Origin of the sequence: Photorhabdus sp. RW14-46 (assembly GCF_963887965.1) — a bacterium.
Classification (GTDB): Bacteria; Pseudomonadota; Gammaproteobacteria; order Enterobacterales; family Enterobacteriaceae; genus Photorhabdus; species Photorhabdus laumondii.
On record NZ_CAWPHH010000010.1, the window covers coordinates 38,401 to 60,070 of the forward strand.

Below are 21,670 nucleotides of genomic sequence, written 5' to 3' on the forward strand. Positions count from 1 at the left end.
TAGTTGCATTTGTTACATATTGCATGCTACGAAAAAGAAGAGGGTTGATATTTTATAGTAGGTAATCGGACTCACGAGAAAAGGAAATATCTCTGTTATAACGAGCGCTAGACAGGTAAGAAAGCAGATGGTGAATGTGGTGAAAGGTTCAGGCCCCCGTTTAGGGGCCTGTTTTTAGTGTTTGATTAAGATGGTTACTGGCGGATGGTGTAGCGAATATGCAGAATAATATCGCTCAATGCCTGCAACATGGCTTGCTGTTTGCCAGTCGCATTCGGGAAATTGAGTGTTAATGTGCCGGTATCGTTAATCGCTATCCCTTCAAATGGCAGCAACTTACCATTGTTAAAATCCAACTGGAATTGACCACTGTCATTGATTCCATGAGAAATCGCCAGTGATTTACAGCTTTCAGCTAATCCGGTTTCACTTCCTCCGTAGGACAAAATGGCTTGTACATCTTGGTATGGTCCTAACAGGGCTGGCAGGGTGACACTGATCTGTTTAATACGTCGAATGTTGCCTACGCCGTTGCCTTCTGGATAGTCACTATGCAGTGACAGATCTGACAGTGAGATTTTGGCACTGAGTTGGTCGTTTTCTAATGTAACAGGGGGATGGTCAACGGGGTCAGTTGTACCACCTGCTAGCAGGGCAGAAATACATGTTGCCAAATTAAACGATTTTTCTGGCAGTGCTCCATAGAATTGCGTCAGTGAAATGGTTCGTTCTACTTCCAGAGCGCGTTGATCCCACCTCAAATAGGCATCTTCCATTTGTGCCAGATTCAGCATCAAGGTTTCACCAGCGAGTAGACCAGCATGTGTCCCTTGCCAGGCACCGGGTTTGATAAAGTTTGCGACGGTATCATTAGTTTCCCAACGATAAGCCATTTCGGCCATTAGGCAACGAGCTACGGCCAAATCGTAAAATTGGAAATAAATAGCCGCTAGCCGACCACGTAGCCAGTGGTACAACGTTTGATTACTGAATTTACGTTGCAGGAAAGTCAATTGTGCCTGAGTTTGTTCCTGCTGGGTTTTTAGGCTGGTTTTCTGCAACACTGCTGCTTCACGGCGTACTGCCAGCGATTGAAGTTGGGCATCGATTTGTTTTATCTCTGCTTCGGCATTGTTACACTGGATTTCCCACTCCTGATGGCGGCGGCGATAGGCTTCGGACTGGCTGATTTTATCCGCTTCGGTGTTCATCACACTGGCGGAGAATTCCATGACATTACCTGTCGCTTCGGCAATAGCCCCCCAACGGCTGCCGCCATCAGCGAAACCAAAAATGTTGGGTGCCAGATCAAGGGCAGCACCGGCCAGACGCGATGCTTGCAGGGCGGTGCTGAGGCCAGCAATGGAGGCATGCAATGCCATCACTCGGTTTTCACCCGCATTGATATTTTCATCGTATAGCTTTTTGTAGCTGTCAAAGCGTGATTGCGCCCCGGCTTTGGATTTTTCCAATACGATTTTTTCCGCATCCAACTCTTCGATGGTTTTGTCTTGTATGCTGAGATTGGTCAATATCAGTTCTGCGGCTTGATTCTGCAATAGCGTGTTTAAGGCTTCCGCATCCTGACGTTCGATAATATTTTGTAGCGTGGAACCGAACTGTGTTAGCTGACTCACCATACCGCGCGCGTTTTCCAGCATCTGTGGGAAACGCCACAGAGACATAAATGGTGTTGGTAACTTGCTTCCGCCTTGTGCGCTGGCAACAGTAGCGCTAAGCAACGCTTTTGGATCTGCCGGTGTAGCATAAATAGAAAGATGTAGCGGTTGACCGTCGATAGAGAGGTTGTTGCGCAGGTTATACAGCCGTTGTTCCAGTTTCTGCCAATAGTTTTGCATCACTTCGTTGACCTGTGGCAAGAAAAGATCTGTCGGGTTGCTGTGACGGCTAATATCACCTTGTCGCAAGGCGGTCATTGCCTGGGCGTGTTCCTCCTGTTTTTCCGTTCTGGCAGCATCACCTAAACTCGGTTTACACCACTCTGAACTGAACGATAGATGAGGTTTATCGCCTAACAGATGCAGTGCTTGCATATACCACATCTTGGCTTCGTTGAGTGTGTCCCGCTCTAACTGACGATAGGCGTAATCTCCACGCTCCAGCAACAGATCAAGGGTGCGCATAAAAGTAACGACTTTATAGTGCATTGGATCATATTGCGCGATAGCATCAGGATCGACGGAATTCAGTGGATCGTCGTTCCAACGGGTATCTTCTAATAATGGGCGGACATTCCAGCGGTAGTGCTGAATTTGACCATGTTCAATATAACCGGATGGGTTCCAGACATATTTTAGCCAACGGTTGGCTTCATCGAAGTTTTGCTCGTGTAGTAAACGTTGAGCAATCAGCATCGGGGCATAGTAGAATAGTTCCCAAAAATAGAGGCTATTAGCTCCGTTGAAATCCATTGGTTCCGTGTGCTCGGATAGAACAGAAACATTAGAAAAGCCTTGGTATTTTTTGACTGGTGATCGTTCGCCTCCATGCGTCATAGCTGAGTCATGAGCAGTATCATTAATGAGTACAAATTTTTGCTGAGTTTCGTTGAAATAGAAGAAAGCTGGTTCCCACCAATCTTGATAAAATTTTTGCTTGTATTGCACACCTATTCTGACGCCTTCCATAGTATAGAGGTCTTTTTTATAGGGGACAAATAGGGTAATGCTGGTTTCATTATCCGTTAGTGTTCCTTGGTAATATAACCTCATTGAATTATCGCCATTAATATTACCTATGTGAATTTTAAACCAGCGTTCATTGCCGTGTATGTTTTGGTCGTATTTAGGAAGAGTAAAATTAGCGAAAAACCCTGCCTTTAATTGGGGTTCGGATAGTTTCTGAGTTTCCATACTTAAAATAGTATCGATCCCAGACATGGCGCGACTGACTAATTTACGGGCAAACAAGGTATTAAGGCGAGTGCGATAGCCGCCTGACTGCATATACTGCGCTCCGTTTGTGTCGTGGTAAAGGGTCAGGATATTATGGTCACTTATTTCTATTGATGAAGAGACTTCATATCGGTTATTCACCTTAATAATACCGTTGACGCCAATATCGGTATCAAACTGGTTACGAATGTTAGGTATGTAATCTCCGAGATTGATATCTTCGGGTAATATATTTGAGGAGATATATAGCCCTTTTATGGGCGCATCTGTTGTGTATTTATCCAGTGCATCCTGTTTTTGATAAAATATGACTAACAACTTATTGTCTTGGTGATTTGCACAGTAGAACCCTGGTTGTTTTCTTATTAGCTCTGATTCTAATCGATCCAACTCCTTCTGAATATCCTGTTGGTTTAATTCCAGTTGTTTTTCCCTTACGCTTATCTCTGTCGTTGATTGCCCCTGTTCATTCAACTCTCTCTCCCATTGCGCCAGTTGTTTTTTCCGTTGTTCTATTAGCGGTGGCAATAGTTGTAATGATTTTAGTGGCGCTATAGGTTGTGGTGGACTTACTGGATTTAGTGGTGCGATTGGTTTTAGTCGCTCTACTTCTTCCTGCTGTTCTTTCAGTTTATCTTCTAATTGCTTTTGGTACTCTTGCAATTGGTCCAATAAATCTGATGTTTTCAAAACAGCGGATATTTTGTCATGTACTTCTAAGGTTATTGGTGTATTCCAGGTCCAGTCATAACGGATATGTGCTAGTTTTAGTTCATAATAATAACATTCGATGGTTTGATTATTATCTGTCTGTTTAGCAATTTTCTTTTGTTCCAGCCAGATCAGATACAGGCGAGATTGGAAAATTACCGGGCGGATAGTGTCTTTATAGGGATTTATTGGACAGTCAATTTTGTACCACTCACTCCAGGCGTTAGCAGGAAACTTACCGTCATTGAATTTATTGTGATCCACGCTACGCCAATAATATTGATTCACTTCTGTTTTATTGTGTCCGATAAAGTAGGTTAATCCCTGATTGCTATTGATGTCGTCATGATAGGCACTGACAATTTCCAGATTAGCCACCTGTTCGAACGACGTCAGATAAGACATAAAGGCGTCTTCTACCGTATCGGTATTTAATTGACTCTGGCTGATGGATTGCAGCAACGTATCCATCATTTTTGTTCGCCCGATACGTATTGTCGGATCGATGTAATTCTCAGGGTAGTAAATGAGCTTAGCAATGCTGGCCCAAGTGCTGTAGCGTTTATTGTATTTATCCCAATCGGTAAAGAATGGTCGGTTGGCAACCTGCGAAACTGCGTTTCCCTCCATGTTTTTCAGTGCCCGGCTAATATACAGTTGGATGCTGGCGATAGCTTCCGCAATTGGGGTGGTTTTGATGGCGGCGGAAACTTGATTATCAATCAATAAATACTGGTACAGATCATCACGGTTTTTAATTTTTGCCTCTGCGTTAGCGACCTTACGAGTGTAGTACGCGCTTAATGCAGTACTGCGAGATTCATCCAGAAAGGTGTGCAGGGTGTTGGCCTGTTGGGTATCGAGCCCGGCGGTTAATATGGCCGCTATTTTTTCCCATTGGCTATAGTCAGTGGAAGGTTCTATGTCTAATACTTGCGCCAATGTAGAAACATCTTGTGGAGAGATATTTAATTGACGCGCGATATTCACCCATTGTTGGATGGTGTCGAGAGATGCCCAGTTGGAGAAATTAACTTGTACATGAGTACTGGCTTGTTCCAGTAGATTTTTATCAAGACTCATGGCATCAGCCAACTGTTTGGTCTCTAATGTTCCCTTTTCAAATTCGGTCAGAACAGAAGAGGCTTTTTCACCCAAAGAGTTAACCCAGTCAGCAAAACGCGTCAGTTTTATCAGTGATAATGCATTGTGTGTTGACGTTGCTCCTGCGGTAAGACCAAAGTGTTGTGGTTTTGTGACAAACAGACGTAAGGTACTTTCGCTAAGGCCGATGGAATGATAAATCAGCGCTAGTTGTGCCAGGCATTGACAATATTGGACGGCTTGTTCTTCTGTCTCAGTAGTTGATTGTTCTGGGGTGTGTTGAGATTGCAACCATTTCCAGAATTTTTTTGCTGTCATTGCACCAGAGCCGGGTTTTAATTGATCTGCCCAAGTGAGCATATAGTAAGCGCTATTTTCAGATGGTAATTGCAGAGCGGCGGCGATATAGGGAGAGATCTTCAACAGAAGATTTGCCTCGTTTTCGCTGTTAAGGTCTTGCAAACCATTGTAGACAGCATCTAGCAGATTTTGGATTTCTGGCGTCAGGGTTTTGTTATAGTCGGTGGTGGTCATCATAAACAACAGGCACTTATTCCATTTCTGTGCATGCAACCACTGGGTAACGTTATAAAGTTTGTCAATCAGAACAGACAGATTATCATCACTGATCCCAGATAAACTGGTTGATCCTTCACCTATGGCAATTAGCAGTAAATTCAGCTCGTTAACAGTTAATTGATGGACATCTGCTAGTAATTTGGTCAGATAGAGATAAGAAATATTAGTTAAGTTATTGATTATTTTTCCATTTCCATTGTCACGATGAGTCATCTTGAGTAATTGATAAAGTGATATATCATCGACATTAAAAGCACGTTTAAGTACCTCTTTTTGCCGGCTATCAGCACTGTTTTGGCTTAAATCAATCTCTTCATCTGAAGCGTAGAAATCCCGGCTATTTAATGGTGGGGTATTAAATAAACGATTAAATTGATTGGGGCTAGGGCTATAGTAGTCTTCTGAAATTGGTGCATTGCACAGTATCAATGCAGTTTCAGCATCAATATTGTAACGTTGCATATAGTATTTAACGCGAAATATTTTCTTTAATATCTCTGTATTGATGTCTGGTATGTCATTCAGCTCATCGTATATAGTAGGGTTATATTCTAGGATGACTTCCATAGGTTGGGATATTGCGTGATAAGTTCTACTAGAGGCAATTTTTTTAAGGATTTCTGGTGCCATGTCTGTGGCTCGTGACACAAGAATAATCTTATTAAGCTTGAGGAGATAATATTGAGCGGGTTGTTGGCTGCCATATTTTGAATTCATTTCATTATGTATTCGTTCAATATTTCGTTGATTAATAGACTGATTAATTTCTTCATCAGTTAAGTTATAATAGATTTTTAGATATTCTAACGTTGCCATTAAAGAGGGCTGAATATCGTCAAAGTTTTTTTTATAGAGTCTTTTAATTTCCTCTTCGTCATCTGTAATTTTATCCGTTAGGATATTAAATAGTTCTGGAGAGATGGAAATATTAATCCCCAATAGGGAAGTTTGGTATTTCAGTTTAGCGATGGTTGTTTCTGGGGAGGTATTGAATTGCTCAAATACCGGAGCCTGTAACTGAATAACCTTACGTACATTTTCGTAAGCATCGTGATACGGTATCGAACCAGTAGGACGAAAGGTTGATAGCGCTTTCATCACATGAGTATGGCCTTGCTGTCCGGCCTGCGTCTGAATCCCTTCCAGCAACACTTTATTGGACAGAGAAAGTGTAGAAATTTCATCATCCATATTTTGCTGACTGAGTATCAGTGATTTTAGATCCGGGCGGCGTTTATCCAGATGATAAATGGAGCTTTCTGCGTGTAAATCCCGTGCCTGACGGTAAAGTTCAGTCAGATAAGCAGCGGGAGAGAACATGGAAGCAACTGCGTCGGGGGCGACATACTGGCTGGCACGGCCACCAAATTTACTGTTATAACCTTGTTGATCGGCATGAGGTGTGGTTAAAGCAAGATGTACCGCATTTTGTAATTGAGGATTAGCACGTTTGAGGATACTCGCTTCATGCAGTTGGTTAGCTTTTTGTTCCTGTTGTGTCATTTCAGGGCGTTCTGGCGTGACTGTGCTCATGTTTATTCCTTTTAAATGTTAAATAAGGTAGTGATGCTGCCTTGCGTATCATGGATACAATAAAAAAGTTATTGATATTCATTAAAATAAGGCAGCAAATATGACATCTGATAACGGGTTGAAATAGGCTGAAAGTAACGGGTAGATAAAACGGTATCATTCGGTCATTAACTATTTCATAACGTTATTATCTATTGTTTCTCTAAATGCCTGTGACAATGCAATAACAAAATTTATAATCACGTAAATAATAATTAAGTTTATTGATGATAAACTTATGAAATAATTGCTATTGTTTTGAATGGTGTTTTATGGAAAGTAAAGTGATTAATATTTTGTGATGAGCGAAGGGGATAATTAGAAAAGATATTTTTTCTTTTTGGTTATTATTTTAATAATTATCGCGACTATATATTAGTCTGTATAAATTAGTGATTTTTAATGAATGTAGTTATTATTTTTTAAAACTATTTTTAGCATGATAATATACCCAATTAATTTGAAAGTGCAGGATTCGAGTGGATTAGGTATATATACAAGAAACCTCCGGTAAAAAAAGGAATATTGTGATTTGGCTCAATATATAGATAATACTCATATACACATAGTTGTATTTATGTCATGTTGATATTGAATTTTTTTCACAATGGGGTTTTGGAGGAGCGTGATCAATTTAAAGAAAAAGCAATATTGCTAAATATGATTTAGCTATTGCAAAAACCAATGCGAGTGCAGCCAACAAAGAGGCAACTTGAAAGATAACGGGTATATACCCTATGGATTTCAAGATGCATCGCGACGGCAAAGGAGTGAATCCCCGGGAGCATAGATAACGATGTGACCGGGGTGAGCGAGTGCAGCCAACAAAGAAGCAACTTGAAAGATAACGGGTATACACACATATGAATATGAGATAACAAATGAATACTAACTGGATGAATGAAGAGGCTTCAAATTTATTCGATCAATATGATGATTATTTGGAGGACAGACTTGGGTACACGCCGTTGATTGAGAACCTTAAGGAGAGCTTGGGGCAAAACGTATCGGTTCTTGATTACGGTTGTGGTGGTGGGAAAGTGTCACGTCGGCTAATTGCTGGAGGCATAAAGACGGTAACGGGAGTAGATATTTCACAAACCATGGTGGACAAAGCTGCCAGCAATATCAATCGTGGCAATAGTTCTTATCATCAAATTACAACTGATGTCCTTAACTTCAATGATAATACTTTCGACGCAGCTATATGCTGTTACGTGTTCGTTACTAACAGTGAAAAGTCTGATCTTTTGAAAATCGCTAAGGAAGTTCACAGGACATTAAAACCTGGTGGTATTTTTTATGTATTGGATACTAATCCAGATTCTTGTGGGATTAAATTCAAATCTTTTATGAGTGGCGATCTAAATAAAAAATACAATGATGGAGAAATCAAGCCAGTGTATTTAGAGCTGTCAAATGGAACTATTTTTAAGATTTCAGATACGCATTGGCATAAAGATACATATTACCAAATCTTGAACGAGGCCGGGTTCAAAACTATTGAGCTTTTTGAACACAATGACGCGGATGCTTTAGAGGATACTGGAGATCTACGATGTTACCCACCTTTTGCCATGTTCAAAGCGACTAAATTCTAGATGCTCTATACCCTATGGATTTCAAGATGCATCGCGACGGCAAGGGAGCGAATCCCCGGGAGCATAGATAACTATGTGACCGGGGTGAGCGAGCGGTATTTTCTCCTTTGGCGAGGTTTTTTATTTTAGCTCAAGTCATATTTTTTGTTTTTCATTCATCATACTGTTTAGCCACGGCACGGTGACCGCCATGATGATCGCGACAATGAAGGTCGCAATCCCAATTTTGCCGAATACGCTGGTATAGATTGGCAATGTTTGCAATGGGTCAGTAATCCCTTTCGGTGCGGCGGTAAGGGCTGCGACATAGCCGCCGAGTAAGGAGGAAGTTGCTTGAGTTAAATACCACATTCCCAGAATAAAACCCATCAGGTACTGAGGAACAAGGGCTGCAATCATTGCCAGGCCCAATGCACTGATCATCAATTCACCGACACCTTGGAACAGATAAACCAGAACAATAAACCAAGGGGAGGTCAAACCTTGTTCATCTGCAAACCACAAACCGGCAGCGGCGGCAGTGAGGAAACCTAAAGAGCACAGGAACATACCAACAGCAAACTTAGCTGGCATTGTGAGGTCTTTACCTTTAGCGCCCCAGTGAGTGTATAAGGCGGCGAGTATCGGGCTGGCAACGACGATCCAGAATGGGTTAAGCGCTTGGAAACTGACCGGGTTAATGTCAAAACCAAGCAACTGGTGGTGAACGTTATGGATGGCAAAGAAATTGAGAGAAGTTGGCATCTGTGCATACAGGATGAAGAACACAATAGCTTGAAGCATCAAAATGAAAGCCACAAACATTTTGTTACGGCTAGCTTTATCCTGTTTTAATGCTTCACGGAAGAAGATAAACACCACGATAGCAGATAGGGTAATCAGCACAATATTGGCTATTTTCACGTTGTGCATCAGCCATGCACAGACGTAAACCATCACAACACTTCCTGCTAATACCAGGAATAGGTTTTTATAGTTGATTGGTTGATGGTCGGGTTCAGAACCAATATTACGTACTGTATTGCGACATAAAATATAGACTAACAAAGCAATAATCAGCCCAATACCACAAATATTGTAGGTAACGGCATAACTAAATTTTTCCGCAATAACAGGCGCGAGAGCGAGTGAGAACAGCGAGCCGAGGTTGATTGACATGTAAAACAGCGTAAAAGCCCCATCCAGACGAGGATCTTTGGGGGGATAGCATTTAGACAGCAGGCTGGCCGGGTTGGCTTTGAACAGGCCGTTACCAACGGCGATCGTTCCCAATGCGTAGAAAATTAAATCAGGGTGTAGGATAGAAAGTCCAGTCATAAAATAGCCAATTGCCAGGACAATGGCACCCAACACAATGGTTCGTTTAGTTCCTAGTAAGTGGTCACCTACATAACCGCCAATCGAGATCAAACCATAAACCAGCGCGGCAAATGCACCGAAGGTAATAAACGCTTGTTCTTGGGAAAATCCCAATTTCTGTACAAAATAGACAGCAAGAACGCCTTGTACACCGTAGTAGCCGAATCGCTCCCAAAGCTCGACGAAGAAAATCATAAAGAACGGCTTGGGTTGTTGTAATAAACCGATGGATGCGGGTTTATTCATAGTTGATTGCCTCTGATGAGTCATTATTTATATGTTGGAATACATACGAAAATGCCTGATAGTTGACATTTTTATAACATGATGTATCGCTAACGTGGTGTTTTTTTGAACTTTGTCCAAATTATCATGAACTCGGTAGGTTATTATATGGTTAAAATGTGTTCTTGGTGGTTGATCACACTAATATAAAAATTAATATCAAATTTAGAACTATATTCATAAAGTGAATATTAAAAATGATCAGGAAAAAAGTTGAATATACCCTATGGATTTCAAGATGGATCGCGACGGCAAGGGAGTGAATCCCCGGGAGCATAGCAAACTATGTGACCGGGGTGAGCGAGTGCAGCCAACAAAGAGGCAACTTGAAAGATGACGGGTATAGATATATGCGTTGACAACAGAACACTATTCAGGCCCTGAATGGCCTGAATAGTGGAAGAACAATCACTGCCAGATGGAGAAGCAGTTAAACTGTAGCGGTTTCAATTTCCAACATAACTGGACGGAAATTACGCTTAAAATAGATGAGGCCGTGGCCTTGTTCGCTCACCGTGATATGTTTAATCTGAACCAGATACACGTTATGCGTTCCCACTTCTTGAACCTGTTCAATTTCACCTTCAAGGCTGGCGAGGGTGCCGGTTAACACCGGTTGACCTAATATTCCTTTCTGCCAGATATTCCAGCGAAAGCGCTCTTCCATGCTGACTCCGGTCATACCGGCAAAGTGACGTGCCATCAATTCTTGTTCGTGGTTTAAAATATTGACACACAGGCGGCCATTTTCCTGAAAAACGGTATTCATAGCACTGCTACGGTTAATGCATACCATCAGCGTGGGTGGCGTATCGGTGATTGAGCATACTGCGGTGGCCGTGATGCCGCAGCATCCGCCATGACCATCGGTGGTGACGATATTCACCGCTGCTGACAGACTCGCCATCGCATCTCTGAAACGCAGGCGATGTTCATTTTCTAAGGACATATTGGCCTCCTGCTACCGATTATTTCAGCAGCTTATCTAACTGGTTAATATCGTTATTGTTGTATAAATGTGGCCTCCGCCAGCCATGCTGATCATAATCAGCAAGGCAGCGATCAACCATATCCATCATTTTTTTCATATTGCCAGAGCCATGAGCATGACGCAGACATTGCATACGAATTTCATCCTGACTTCCGGCGTAGTTGATTTCGTACAACTCGTGACGGCCACCGAATTCACTACCAATGGCATCCCACATCAGTTTTAAAATCTTAATGCGCTCAACGTGATCGATTCCGTTGGAACCCCGAACATACCGGGCCAGATATTTATCAATTTCTGGATTATTCATATCACGTACACTAGATGGTAGATAAATTAGGCCGCTGGTGACGTTACTTTCAATAATATTCTTAATTTTAGTGTAAGCCGTTGGTGCCATAACGCGATAAGTTTGTATTGCTTGGGTATCCGGCATATAAGCGCCGCCTTTCCACGGTTTGGCTTCTGCCCACATCGCATCACTCAGCGACCAAAACAGGTTACGCCAGGCAACCACTTCACCCAGGTCAGCCTGAACACCACGGAATTCTATCACGCCGGTACATTCCAGGCTCCTTTGTAGCAGGGCAGTAATAAAATCCAGTTTCACTGCTAGTCGTACACAAGCCTGTAATGGGAACAGATTGGCGAAACCTGCTTGAACTGCCCAGTTGCGTGAGCGGTCAAAATCACGGTAAATCAGGACATTTTCCCAAGGAATAAGGACCTTATCCATCACCAGAATCGCATCGTTTTCATCGAAACGGCTGGATAAGGGATAATCGAATGGGGAACCTGTTACACCTGCTACCAATTCATAGGAGCCGCGGGAGATCAGTTTCATGCCTTCCGCATCCATTGGCGTGACAAACATCAAAGCGAAATCAGGGTTATCTCCCATTATTTGTGCGGAGCCAAAACCAATAAAGTTATAGTGAGTCAGTGCTGAGTTAGTTGCTACCACTTTTGCGCCGCTGACGATGATACCGGCATCAGTCTCTTTTTCTAGCTTAATATAGACATCGCGTGTCTGATCGATGGGTTTATGGCGATCGATGGGGGGATTGATAATGGCATGGTTAAAGTAAACGCCTGTTTCCTGAATACGTTTGTACCAGACACGGGCGTTATCAGCGAACTGGCCATAATATTCAGGGAATGCGCCGAGTGCGTTACCGAAGGCCGCTTTATAGTCAGGTGTACGGCCCATCCAGCCATAGGTTTGACGTGACCACTCAGCAATCGCATCACGTTGTTGGCGCAGATCATCCGCACTGGTAGCAAAGCGGAAGAATTTGTGAGTATACCCGCCACTGCCGGTATCGGTATTCCAGCACAGGGTATCATGGGTTTCCGGGGCGTGCAGGGCATCGTACAACTGACCAATTGAAGCAGCAGAATTGCGGAATGCGGGATGTGTAGTGACATCTTTTACGCGTTCGCCATAAATGTAAATTTCGCGGCCATCCTGAAGGCTTTTCAAGTACTCTTCACCGGTGAAAGGACGTTTTTTGTCGGCGCGAAAATCTTCTGGTTTCATATCTACCTCACAGTCGTCATAAAAAGCGCCTGTCTTGATATAATATAATCAATATTGGCACGGAAATGTTAATTTAGTGTTTGTTTTGTGTTTCTTAATTGAATCCTCAGAACGGCTTTTCTTGAATAGATTTTTGGAAGGTTCGCTGGTACTTTTCGTTGGGAAATGGTGATTTGTGACTAAAGTGTGATCTAGGCGATGTTTTTGTGGCTAAGAGGCATCTATTTCTTATCGAGTTTGGTGACCGTTTGGACGGTCACCATTAGTGAGATGAGAATAATTGAACGGGATTATGTTTAGACTCAAAAGCTTTTATATTATTTAGTTACGTAGGTTGTTTCTATATTTAGCAATACTATTACGAACATCTTCACGATATTTTTTATATTCAGATTTATTTGAAATGTAATCCATTTCGTATGGTGATAATCCTTCACTTTCTAAATGTCCTATTAATAACGGTGATGCTTTTTTCTGTAATTCATCCCATTCTCCTCTGGCTTGATTTAAAAAACTATTCTCGTTGTAAGTCTCTGTTATTAATACAGGTTCTGGTGTGGTTTTAACTTTTACTCCATCAATCTTTTTCATAACCGTTGTCCGCGATTTTATTAACTTCCACGCATCATCAGGAGTATTTTTTTCTTTCAAGCTCTTATATTCAGAATATTCAGGTTCTGTAGTTTTTTCAGCCTGATATTCAGCGATAATTTGTGATTTATCAACTTTTCCGTAAACAAGTCCCTCCTGAGATCCTTTAGCAAAGTTAATTGCTGGGTGTTTATTAGGATCAAGATTTATTTCGCTATGAGATGAAGTAGCTTGTTCCTGAAGCATTCTAATCTGATCGCTTTTATTTGTTAGATCAAAAGATCGGTTATTTTTCTTTATTCGGAATTTAACAACTCTACCGCTACCACTTGAGGCTGCCCAGCTTGCTGCAACTTTCAAAGAACGACTATAGGAGATCCAACTGGATTTGACCTTTGCACTTGTCCCTGCTCTAACATGAGCATAAGCAGAAATATTTAGATTTGCTCCTTCTGGAGGACGAAGGCCATGTATAGAGGGATGCTCATCAGATCTCAAGGCACGATAACCAATGCTACTGTCTTCGCTTTCTGATTCCCCCTCTGAATCAGGATGACGGGGTCTCACTCGTGGAGGCGCCAAACCATCATTATCATATAAAGTAATTGGATTATTTCTCACCATCCGGTACAGATTCAGACCATCCACAGTTCCCGCCGGATCGGCGCTTAACCACCTGCCTACCCACGGCTGATAATAGCGATAGCCGTAATAATATAGCCCGGTCGCATCTCGTTCTTTACCTGAATAATGGAGAGTTTTATAGCTGGCTTCTATTTGGTTTCTTGCTGCCCATAATGAAGTACCGCCAAATGGATAATACTCTTCCTGACTGATAATTTGTCCTTCGTTATCCAGTTCAAGTTGACTGGAACCAATCAAATTATCATAGCTATAACGGAGCTGATTATTGCTGATACCGGCTGGTGGTGTAGTTGCCCAGTGCAGAACCCGTACTTGTGCGTGACCTGCTGCTCCCACGGTAATAACATGCAGATCTTCTGATGTAGTTGTGCCATTTTGCGTTGTACGTAGTTCTAATCCGGGAAGATAAGTCACTCGTTGTTGTTGTGTGCTGTTACCGGTCTGCTGTTCATTGACTTTTAACCGTCTCATGCCGTCGTTGCCGTAGCGATACCATTCTCGATCACTGGCATTCTCCCGGTTTACCGGCGTTACTTGTTGCAGTTCCCCCCGTGCATTCCAGCTCAGATCTTGTCCCGGTAGTAGTTTTTTCTGATGGCCGCCAGCATCGAACAATGTATCTACCTGTGTCGGATCAGTCGTCAGTGAATTCAGCGCTGCGTGGTTACTGCGATTCGAGACTGTGATATCCGTGGTGTAGTTATTTTGGCTAGCGGGTGAACTGTGCCGAATTTGAGCCAGATTGCCACCACGGTCGTAATCATAAGTGCGGGTATAGTTGGTATACGTGTTGTTATCAGTAGGAAGAGGGATCGGAGAAGGACGCTGGTTGCTTTGCTGGCCGATATTAGCCATCTCTCGTCCTGTTGCACTAATAAGCTGATACAGGGAATCGTAAGTATAGACATTCTCCGGCACCACTTTCTGATTGCGCCAGAAGCGAGTGGCTTCTGCATCATTACGAATACTGATAATGTTCCCGACCGGATCATGTTCATAGCGTAGATCTTGTAACACCTTGTTATCTGATTGACGGCGAGTGGTGGTACCGATCAATCGTAGGGTTTCCGGTTCATAGCTGTATTCAGTGATAGCGCCATTACCGTGTTCTTCACGCAGTTTCTGGCCTGCGGCGGAATAGGTCAGGGATTTGATAATGACTTGCTCACTTTGGTTTTTCAATGTCAGCCAGCTACCTTTTAACTGACCTGCTACATTGTAAGCCAGACGCTGTATGTTGCTTTTTGCATCGGTTTGGGTTAGCAAAGCGCCAGTAGCATCAAAGGTGCTTTGTGTTGTATAAATTTCGCTGCTGAGTTTGGTCTGCCAGAGGGGGTCATTGTTACCTGTCCAGTCTGCTTGCTGACCATCGGCCAATAACTGACGAGATTGAGATAAGATATTTTCTGTCAATGACAGGCTTTTCAGTTGCGTCACTCCTGCTGTGTCGTAGTGGCGTACGTACTGGCCGGCAAGGTTATGATCTTTCTCCGTTTGTGTATTACCTGCCCAAATAAAATGCTCAGTAACGAGGGGTATCTTTTCTCCGGCAGCTTGTTCACTTACGGACAATAGACGGCCGGGCAGGGTGTTAGCTTCATATTGTCGGGTCTGAATGGCATTGGTTGCGTTTACAATCAATACTTGACGGCCTTCAATATCATTAAGGGCGACGGTACGGCCGGCATCGGCACTTTCTGTTCGCAAAGTATCGCCGGTGAGATTGTGTTGCCAGAGAAAATTGGGATTTATTGAGTTGTCGAGCTGTTTGGCGTCATATAGACGTGGGTCAATGCTTTGACTCAAGTGTCCTCGGACATCATATTGGTGGCGGGTAATACGAGTATCCGTATCCCCTCCCGCGACAGAGCGGTGAAAGTCGATGTTACGAATGGTCAGGCCACGGTTATCGTAGACGCTAATCGTGGGCGTATGTTGATAAAGTTTTGGATCAATGTTTTTCATGATTTACCTCTTGGTTGTATTGAGGATTTTGGTTGTTGCAGTTTGGCCTGCGTTCAACCGAATGGGCACTTGGGCATATTCTTTTCCAGAAAATAGCGATGAGTCCTGTTATCAATATGCCAGCCCATACTAATTAATAATACATCCTGAATATTGATCTAAAGTCAATTGAAAATATGGGGCATCTTTCATTTTCTGGTTTCTTTTTCATGTATCCAAATATTGGTTATTGGTAAATTCAGCTCAATATTTACTTGTTTTAAATGTTATTTCCCTCCGGCGAGGTCAATAAAATTTCCGGTTACATATGAGGCTTCATCCGACAGCAACCAGACGATAGCCTGTGCCACTTCTTTCGGTTGTCCACCGCGTTTCATTGGTAAGGAATTTTTCACCCGATCAACTCGATTTGGTTCGCCGCCATCAGCGTGCATATCGGTATAGATGAATCCAGGACGAACGGCATTGACCCGAATTCCCTGATCTGCCACTTCCAGAGACAGGCCAATAGTCAAAGTATCGATCGCTCCTTTTGATGCGGCATAATCTATATATTCGTGCGGTGATCCCAGTCGAGATGCTGCGGATGAAACATTGACAATTGATCCACCGTGACCACCATGCCGGAAGGACATTCTTTTAACCGCTTCCCGTGCACAGAGAAAACTGCCTATGACATTGGTGGCAAAAATATCATGCAAGCGATGAGCGGTTAATTGTTCAATCGATGCTTGTGGTTTAAGTATTCCGGCGTTATTTACCAAACCTGTGATGCATCCGAGTTCGGTATCAATTCTTTGGAAGAGTTCTACAACTTGTTTTTCATCAGCGACATCGACCTGAATGGCGATAGCTTTACCGCCGATATTATGGATGATTTCTATGACTTCCTGAGCTTGCTCTTGATTGGAGTGGTAGCCAATGCAAATGTGGTGTCCTTTCTCTGCCAGATAAAAAGCTGTTGCGCGACCAATGCCACGTGATCCGCCGGTAATTAATGTAATTTTTTGCATAATATTCTCATGTAAAGTTTTATATTAAGAAATTAAATATCAAACAAACCAGTATTATTAAAGAAAAACTGAATGAAAAGCAAATTTTTGCATATGGCATGGGGATATTTATAATGTTTTCATTGTTATTTTTATAATTATTTTTAGTCAGAGGTTAAAATATCTTTAATAACATCATATTTTTTTGTTTTCATTGAGGGTGAAATGAATTTTTTTGTGTGTGATTAATGTTTTTGAAGTTTGGTTAATAAATGACGCCTTTAAAGTATAATATATAATTAATTACATTCAAAAGCGTTTTTTATTTGAATATTTTATGGATTAAAGGTTGATTTATTTATCCTTTTTATGGTGTTTGTTTATATATACCCTATGGATTTCAAGATGCATCGCGGCGGCAAGGGAGCGAATCCCCGGGAGCATAGATAACTATGTGACCGGGGTGAGTGAGTGCAGCCAACAAAGAAGCAACTTGAAAGATGACGGGTATAACTTTGCATTATTTTTGATGACTGATTCAGATGTTCTAATACGGCGGAAATAGTTTCCAATAACTTAGGGTCAGCATTATTATCATGATGGTTGCTAAAACACCTTTTATATTGTTAGCGCCACGGATAAGATGATTAATATTTTCCAATAACATTAGCGGTGCAATATTAATATAATTTCCTTGCAGCTCATTGAATATTTTTTGAAATGATTCAAAATCATTCCTATCAATAGCATTTGTCAGCTTATCTATGTACTGCAATTGTTCTCTCATTTCCATTATATTTAACCTCTTTATTTCTTCATTTAAGAATAATTTAATTACTCATCTTGTTCAGTCTGCTCGTTTAAATAATCTTGTGACTTGTTTGACACATGCTTTAAAAACTCAAGTGCTGTCATACCCCACCCTTCGGGGAGAACGTCAGCATCATGGTAATGATAATCAAATGTGCTCTCTACATCTTCAGAAGAGTCAATAAGATCGTTGATTTCTTCTATTAACCCTTTTCTCATTCCTTGAGATGCATCATTAAGAAAATCATTGATAACATCATCAAGCTCGGGACCTGATATTATATCGAAGTCCTGATTAAAGTAAGCATGCATTAAAATATCTAGAAATGGATATTGTCCGGTCATTAAATTAGCCCTTTGGAAATGCTGTTAATATATAAAATGGTTTACCATTGTATTCAGAATACCTTAGAACAACCCTGACTTTATATAACTTTTCTACATATTTAGATCCTTTAGTAACACCAAAACCAATAGAGGTACTTGAAATGTATTCAATAGGTGCAGTGGTTCCTTCTCCGGATGATGGGATACGTGTTGTTCCCTTGTCATTAAATGTTGAAGCGAGTAAATAAAAATTTCATTCTCATGACCGTGCTGGTAATTATTTCCTATGGAGTTTAAGGAGCCGCAGCCAGCGGAGATTAGCCCCTGTTTTTTGCCTTTCAATGTTAAGTAAATGATATTTGCCATACTGGTTGTTCCTCTAATGTGCTTTTTTTATCCTGCTGTAGGGTGTGTGCAAAAAGCAATCAAAAATTTATAAATTTAAGATAATTTACATTTGTAAGAGGAATAATTTGATAAAACCAAAATGCTTAGAAATAGGGTATCAAAGTATTAAGAGCAACGTAAAAATCTGAACTGTTAAGGTATCGTATTAGTAATAATCGCATAGCGTGAGTTGACATTCAGGTAACACCCAGTGGCCGCTACCCGAATAATTTGAAACTATCCTAAACGCATACGATTAATCTGATAAAAAATCGCCACATCCAGTATCCTAGCAAAGCAAATGTAATGACATTAAGAGAAAGTGATTTGAATCTTTTCTTCACGGTTGCATAAATTAAGGGGGACATAATCAGTAAACATGTTGGAGCAAATACATCACGATTATCATCTATCAGCTCTCTGTAAACAGTACAGAGATTATCTATATCCTGACCACCGATATAATGCTCTTCTTCTAAGTATGACATCATATATATAAATAACGCACAAAAGATAGCATAAGTGATATTTAAAACTATAGCTGATTTGCTCATTCTGAAATTCTCATGATTATATGAAGTCTATGACATCAAAAGGTGGGAACCCGAATTTACCTGCCATATAGTAAGGATTTTGCATATGCTGTGTTTCCTTTTCTTAAATAAATTTATACCCGTTATCCTTCAAGTTGCCTCTTTGTTGGCTGCACTCGCTCACCCCGGTCACATAGTTATCTATGCTCCCGGGGATTCACTCCCTTGCCGCCGCGATGCATCTTGAAATCCATAGGGTATATTTTTATCGGCACTCCGGTTGCCATCATTTATCCTTCAAAAGTTCCAGTGAGTTACAGAGTCTCAGTATATTCAGAATTTTAATTCTTGGAAGAGATTTTGTAATAAAACTGAGTCAGTTTAGCACGAATTAATAGCACGAGGTTTGCTGAACAGGCAGAATAAAATGCCGGGCTTGGTATAATTAGCAGGGATATTTATTTTTCGTGAATATTTCTTTCTCGCCAATAACTAGGTGAGCAGCCAACTAATCGATTAAAGAAGCGGGCAAAATAGGCGGGATCTTTAAATCCAAGCTGATAAGCAACTTCAAATACTGGGCAATCACTGAATAATAATAGCCGTTTGGCTTCACGCAGTTGACGATCGAAGATGAGTCGTTTTGGTGGACGATTGGTAAACCGACGGCACATATCTTTTAACCGCGATTCTGTAATATCTAACTTATGAGCATATTCCGGTACGGAAAGATGATGATGATAATGATTGTCTATTAATTGATTAAAGCGCTGAAACAATTTAATTTCTCCTCGCACGCCATTAACCGGGTGATCATCAAGAGGAATATTGCGTAATAACTGGGTAAATATGGCTTGTGCTAAAAATGTCAGCGATTGCTCTCGACCAATAAAGTTATTCGATGATTCGCGGGCGATTAACGCCCAATAGTGATTAAAAGCGGCCAATTCTTCCGGTTTATCGACGACGGATAAGCAAATAGCCGGAATATCAAGAATATCTTTATTAGCTGGATAGAGTGATTCCAATAACGGTAATATCAGATCTTGCCGTACGGTAAGGACATATCCGTCACTGTCATCTTGAGTGAAAAAAGCGTGAGGAACGGAGGGCGGTGTCAGGATAAACAGCGGTGCCTGTACAGAATAGTGTTGAGCATCTAACTGTAATTCAATATGGCCGGTGATCAAAAAATGAAGTTGGAAGAAACCATCGTGACGATGAGCTTGCATATTACGACCAAAAAATGCTGCCATCCGACCAAAGGTTTGATAGTGCACATCATCAGTGCCTTGGGTTTCATCATAATCCTTGCTGATATCAATATTGGCAATGATAGGCTCAGTCATGATGGTTTTTCCTTTTTATTGAAAATTACGGCGCTGTTCTCTGTCTGGCGTGTTTCATTGGGATCAACCAGATAATGGCTGCGCCAACGACCAGCAATCCGGCAACGAAATAGAGCCCGGTATTAAAGCTTCCTGTCTGATCTTTCAGCCAGCCGATTAATAACGGGCTGAGTGCTGAACCTATGTTGCCTGTAGCGCTAATAACCGCAATGCCGATCGCTCTTGCACGTAAACTGATAGCTTGATCCGGCGTTGTCCAGAAGACCGCCATTGCGGTAAATGAACCGGTTGAAGCCATAATAATCCCAATGAGCTGAATGACACTGTGGTTGGTCAATGAGGTCAATATCCAGCCCACGGCGGCGAACAGATAGGGTAGAGCTGTATGCATTTTACGTTCTTGTAACCGGTCTGAACGGCGACTCCAGTAAATCATGCCGATGATGGTACAAAACTGAGGAATAGCGGTCAGGATGCCGATCATGATGTTACTGCTGCCCTGATTGAAGCTTTGCACAATCTGTGGCGTCCAGAAATTAATCGCACTCAAGGTATTGGTTAAACAGAAGTAAGCCAGGGTATACATCAGCATGATCGGCGCGAAAATTTCACGCCATATACTGGGTTTTTGCATTGCTTGATGAGTTGATGAGCTTGCTGGTTGAACCAGAGCGGGCTGGTCGTTATCCATCATCTCTTGTAAGCATTTTTTGTCCTCATCTGTCAGCCACTTAGCGCGTTTGGGTGAATCATCAAGATAGAACCAAACGACAATTCCCAGTAGTACCGAAGGAAAACCTTCCAGCAGGAATAACCATTGCCAGCCGTGAAGGTTCATGAGGCCATCCATTTCCAGAATATAACCGGAAGCCAGAGAACCAAACGCCATCGTCACCGGCATTGCCACCATAAACAGTGCGTTGGCACGGGCGCGATAGTAAGCCGGGAACCAGTAAGTCAGATATAACAGGATGCCCGGCACGAAACCTGCTTCGGCGATACCGACCAGCATCCGCAAGATATACAGACTGGTTGGTCCGGTAGCGAACATGGTGGCAGTGGAGGAGATCCCCCAGAGCACCATAATCGTGGCTATCCAGCGTCGCGCTCCGACAATGCTTAGCATAATGTTGCTAGGAATACCGAAAATGACATAAGTGACATAGAACAGCGTTGCCGCCAGACCGAACATGGTTGCGTTCAGTCCAAGATCTTTACCCATTGTCAGGCCGGCAAACCCGATATTAATTCGATCCAGAAACGAAAATACAAATAAGACGAACAGGAAAATAATCAGGCGACGGAATAGCTTATTAATGACGGATTGCTGTTGTGCCGTCAGCGGTTTATGTTGACCAACCGGAAGATCCGGCTGTTGCACAACAGTTGATGAATCGCTCATTATCATTTTCCT

The 21,670-nt window shown here is 42.0% G+C and carries 15 protein-coding genes and 1 pseudogene; 3 read left to right on the forward strand and 13 right to left on the reverse strand.

Annotated elements, in window-relative coordinates:
* Positions 1 to 194: 194 nt before the first annotated feature.
* Complete coding sequence (locus AACQ38_RS10655) at positions 195 to 6,842, reverse strand: Tc toxin subunit A-related protein (RefSeq protein WP_165578089.1); 6,648 nt, start codon at positions 6,840 to 6,842, stop codon at positions 195 to 197.
* Positions 6,843 to 7,762: 920 nt separating this feature from the next.
* Here AACQ38_RS10655 and AACQ38_RS10660 point away from each other — a divergent pair.
* Both AACQ38_RS10660 and AACQ38_RS10665 read left to right on the forward strand, forming a co-directional pair.
* Positions 7,763 to 8,482, forward strand: coding sequence for a class I SAM-dependent methyltransferase (locus tag AACQ38_RS10660; RefSeq protein WP_011145335.1), 720 nt, complete (start codon positions 7,763 to 7,765; stop codon positions 8,480 to 8,482).
* Positions 8,483 to 8,611, forward strand: coding sequence for a hypothetical protein (locus AACQ38_RS10665; RefSeq protein ID WP_255562928.1), 129 nt, complete (start codon positions 8,483 to 8,485; stop codon positions 8,609 to 8,611).
* Between the two features lie 6 nt (positions 8,612 to 8,617).
* Here AACQ38_RS10665 and dtpB read toward each other — a convergent pair whose 3' ends face one another.
* The 5 genes from dtpB to AACQ38_RS10690 all read right to left on the reverse strand — a co-directional run bounded on the left by dtpB (position 8,618) and on the right by AACQ38_RS10690 (position 16,871).
* Positions 8,618 to 10,087 carry a dipeptide/tripeptide permease DtpB gene (dtpB, locus tag AACQ38_RS10670; RefSeq protein ID WP_011145336.1) on the reverse strand — a complete coding sequence of 490 codons (1,470 nt, stop codon included), beginning with the start codon at positions 10,085 to 10,087 and terminating at the stop codon, positions 8,618 to 8,620.
* A gap of 469 nt (positions 10,088 to 10,556) precedes the next feature.
* Entirely contained in the window at positions 10,557 to 11,075 is a 519-nt protein-coding gene (hpaC, locus tag AACQ38_RS10675; protein ID WP_011145337.1) for a 4-hydroxyphenylacetate 3-monooxygenase, reductase component, read from the reverse strand.
* A gap of 19 nt (positions 11,076 to 11,094) precedes the next feature.
* Positions 11,095 to 12,657, reverse strand: a complete 1,563-nt coding sequence (hpaB, locus tag AACQ38_RS10680) for a 4-hydroxyphenylacetate 3-monooxygenase, oxygenase component (RefSeq protein WP_011145338.1) — start codon at positions 12,655 to 12,657, stop codon at positions 11,095 to 11,097.
* Between the two features lie 321 nt (positions 12,658 to 12,978).
* Complete coding sequence (locus AACQ38_RS10685) at positions 12,979 to 15,858, reverse strand: RHS repeat domain-containing protein (protein ID WP_165578090.1); 2,880 nt, start codon at positions 15,856 to 15,858, stop codon at positions 12,979 to 12,981.
* 266 nt (positions 15,859 to 16,124) lie between these two features.
* Positions 16,125 to 16,871 (reverse strand): SDR family oxidoreductase, encoded by a 747-nt coding sequence (locus AACQ38_RS10690; protein WP_165578091.1) that lies wholly within the window; start codon positions 16,869 to 16,871, stop codon positions 16,125 to 16,127.
* A gap of 328 nt (positions 16,872 to 17,199) precedes the next feature.
* Between AACQ38_RS10690 and AACQ38_RS10695 the strand changes: the two genes are divergently transcribed.
* Complete coding sequence (locus tag AACQ38_RS10695) at positions 17,200 to 17,415, forward strand: hypothetical protein (protein ID WP_158538113.1); 216 nt, start codon at positions 17,200 to 17,202, stop codon at positions 17,413 to 17,415.
* Here the strand turns inward: AACQ38_RS10695 and AACQ38_RS10700 are convergent.
* The 7 genes and pseudogenes from AACQ38_RS10700 to hpaX form a co-directional block, all read right to left on the reverse strand.
* On the reverse strand, positions 17,398 to 17,643 hold the full coding sequence (locus tag AACQ38_RS10700; RefSeq protein WP_165578092.1) for a hypothetical protein: 246 nt from the start codon (positions 17,641 to 17,643) through the stop codon (positions 17,398 to 17,400). The two genes, AACQ38_RS10695 and AACQ38_RS10700, sit on opposite strands and share 18 nt — an antisense overlap.
* Positions 17,644 to 17,684: 41 nt before the next feature.
* Positions 17,685 to 18,005, reverse strand: coding sequence for a contact-dependent growth inhibition system immunity protein (locus AACQ38_RS10705; RefSeq protein ID WP_165578093.1), 321 nt, complete (start codon positions 18,003 to 18,005; stop codon positions 17,685 to 17,687).
* Between the two features lie 4 nt (positions 18,006 to 18,009).
* Positions 18,010 to 18,192, reverse strand: coding sequence for an RNase A-like domain-containing protein (locus AACQ38_RS10710; protein ID WP_157852125.1), 183 nt, complete (start codon positions 18,190 to 18,192; stop codon positions 18,010 to 18,012).
* Positions 18,180 to 18,353: pseudogene (gene tssD / locus AACQ38_RS10715) on the reverse strand (type VI secretion system tube protein TssD); the annotation flags it as partial. The gene AACQ38_RS10710 and the pseudogene tssD, both read right to left, overlap by 13 nt.
* A gap of 263 nt (positions 18,354 to 18,616) precedes the next feature.
* Positions 18,617 to 18,928: a YjeO family protein gene (locus AACQ38_RS10720; protein WP_011145342.1), complete on the reverse strand. Its 312-nt coding sequence runs from the start codon at positions 18,926 to 18,928 to the stop codon at positions 18,617 to 18,619.
* A 437-nt stretch (positions 18,929 to 19,365) separates the two neighbouring features.
* Entirely contained in the window at positions 19,366 to 20,256 is an 891-nt protein-coding gene (gene hpaA, locus AACQ38_RS10725; protein WP_011145343.1) for a 4-hydroxyphenylacetate catabolism regulatory protein HpaA, read from the reverse strand.
* Between the two features lie 25 nt (positions 20,257 to 20,281).
* The gene (hpaX, locus tag AACQ38_RS10730; RefSeq protein WP_165578094.1) at positions 20,282 to 21,658 is read right to left on the reverse strand and encodes a 4-hydroxyphenylacetate permease; all 1,377 of its coding nucleotides are present in this window, start codon (positions 21,656 to 21,658) and stop codon (positions 20,282 to 20,284) included.
* Positions 21,659 to 21,670 lie beyond the last annotated feature (12 nt).

Excerpts from the sequence above, each read along its gene's own strand:
- AACQ38_RS10655 (WP_165578089.1), bottom strand. The coding sequence starts at position 6,842 with ATGAGCACAGTCACGCCAGAACGCCCTGAAATGACACAACAGGAACAA.
- AACQ38_RS10660 (WP_011145335.1), top strand. The coding sequence starts at position 7,763 with ATGAATACTAACTGGATGAATGAAGAGGCTTCAAATTTATTCGATCAA.
- AACQ38_RS10665 (WP_255562928.1), top strand. The coding sequence starts at position 8,483 with ATGCTCTATACCCTATGGATTTCAAGATGCATCGCGACGGCAAGGGAG.
- dtpB (WP_011145336.1), bottom strand. The coding sequence starts at position 10,087 with ATGAATAAACCCGCATCCATCGGTTTATTACAACAACCCAAGCCGTTC.
- hpaC (WP_011145337.1), bottom strand. The coding sequence starts at position 11,075 with ATGTCCTTAGAAAATGAACATCGCCTGCGTTTCAGAGATGCGATGGCG.
- hpaB (WP_011145338.1), bottom strand. The coding sequence starts at position 12,657 with ATGAAACCAGAAGATTTTCGCGCCGACAAAAAACGTCCTTTCACCGGT.
- AACQ38_RS10685 (WP_165578090.1), bottom strand. The coding sequence starts at position 15,858 with ATGAAAAACATTGATCCAAAACTTTATCAACATACGCCCACGATTAGC.
- AACQ38_RS10690 (WP_165578091.1), bottom strand. The coding sequence starts at position 16,871 with ATGCAAAAAATTACATTAATTACCGGCGGATCACGTGGCATTGGTCGC.
- AACQ38_RS10700 (WP_165578092.1), bottom strand. The coding sequence starts at position 17,643 with ATGGAAATGAGAGAACAATTGCAGTACATAGATAAGCTGACAAATGCT.
- AACQ38_RS10705 (WP_165578093.1), bottom strand. The coding sequence starts at position 18,005 with ATGACCGGACAATATCCATTTCTAGATATTTTAATGCATGCTTACTTT.
- AACQ38_RS10720 (WP_011145342.1), bottom strand. The coding sequence starts at position 18,928 with ATGAGCAAATCAGCTATAGTTTTAAATATCACTTATGCTATCTTTTGT.
- hpaA (WP_011145343.1), bottom strand. The coding sequence starts at position 20,256 with ATGACTGAGCCTATCATTGCCAATATTGATATCAGCAAGGATTATGAT.
- hpaX (WP_165578094.1), bottom strand. The coding sequence starts at position 21,658 with ATGAGCGATTCATCAACTGTTGTGCAACAGCCGGATCTTCCGGTTGGT.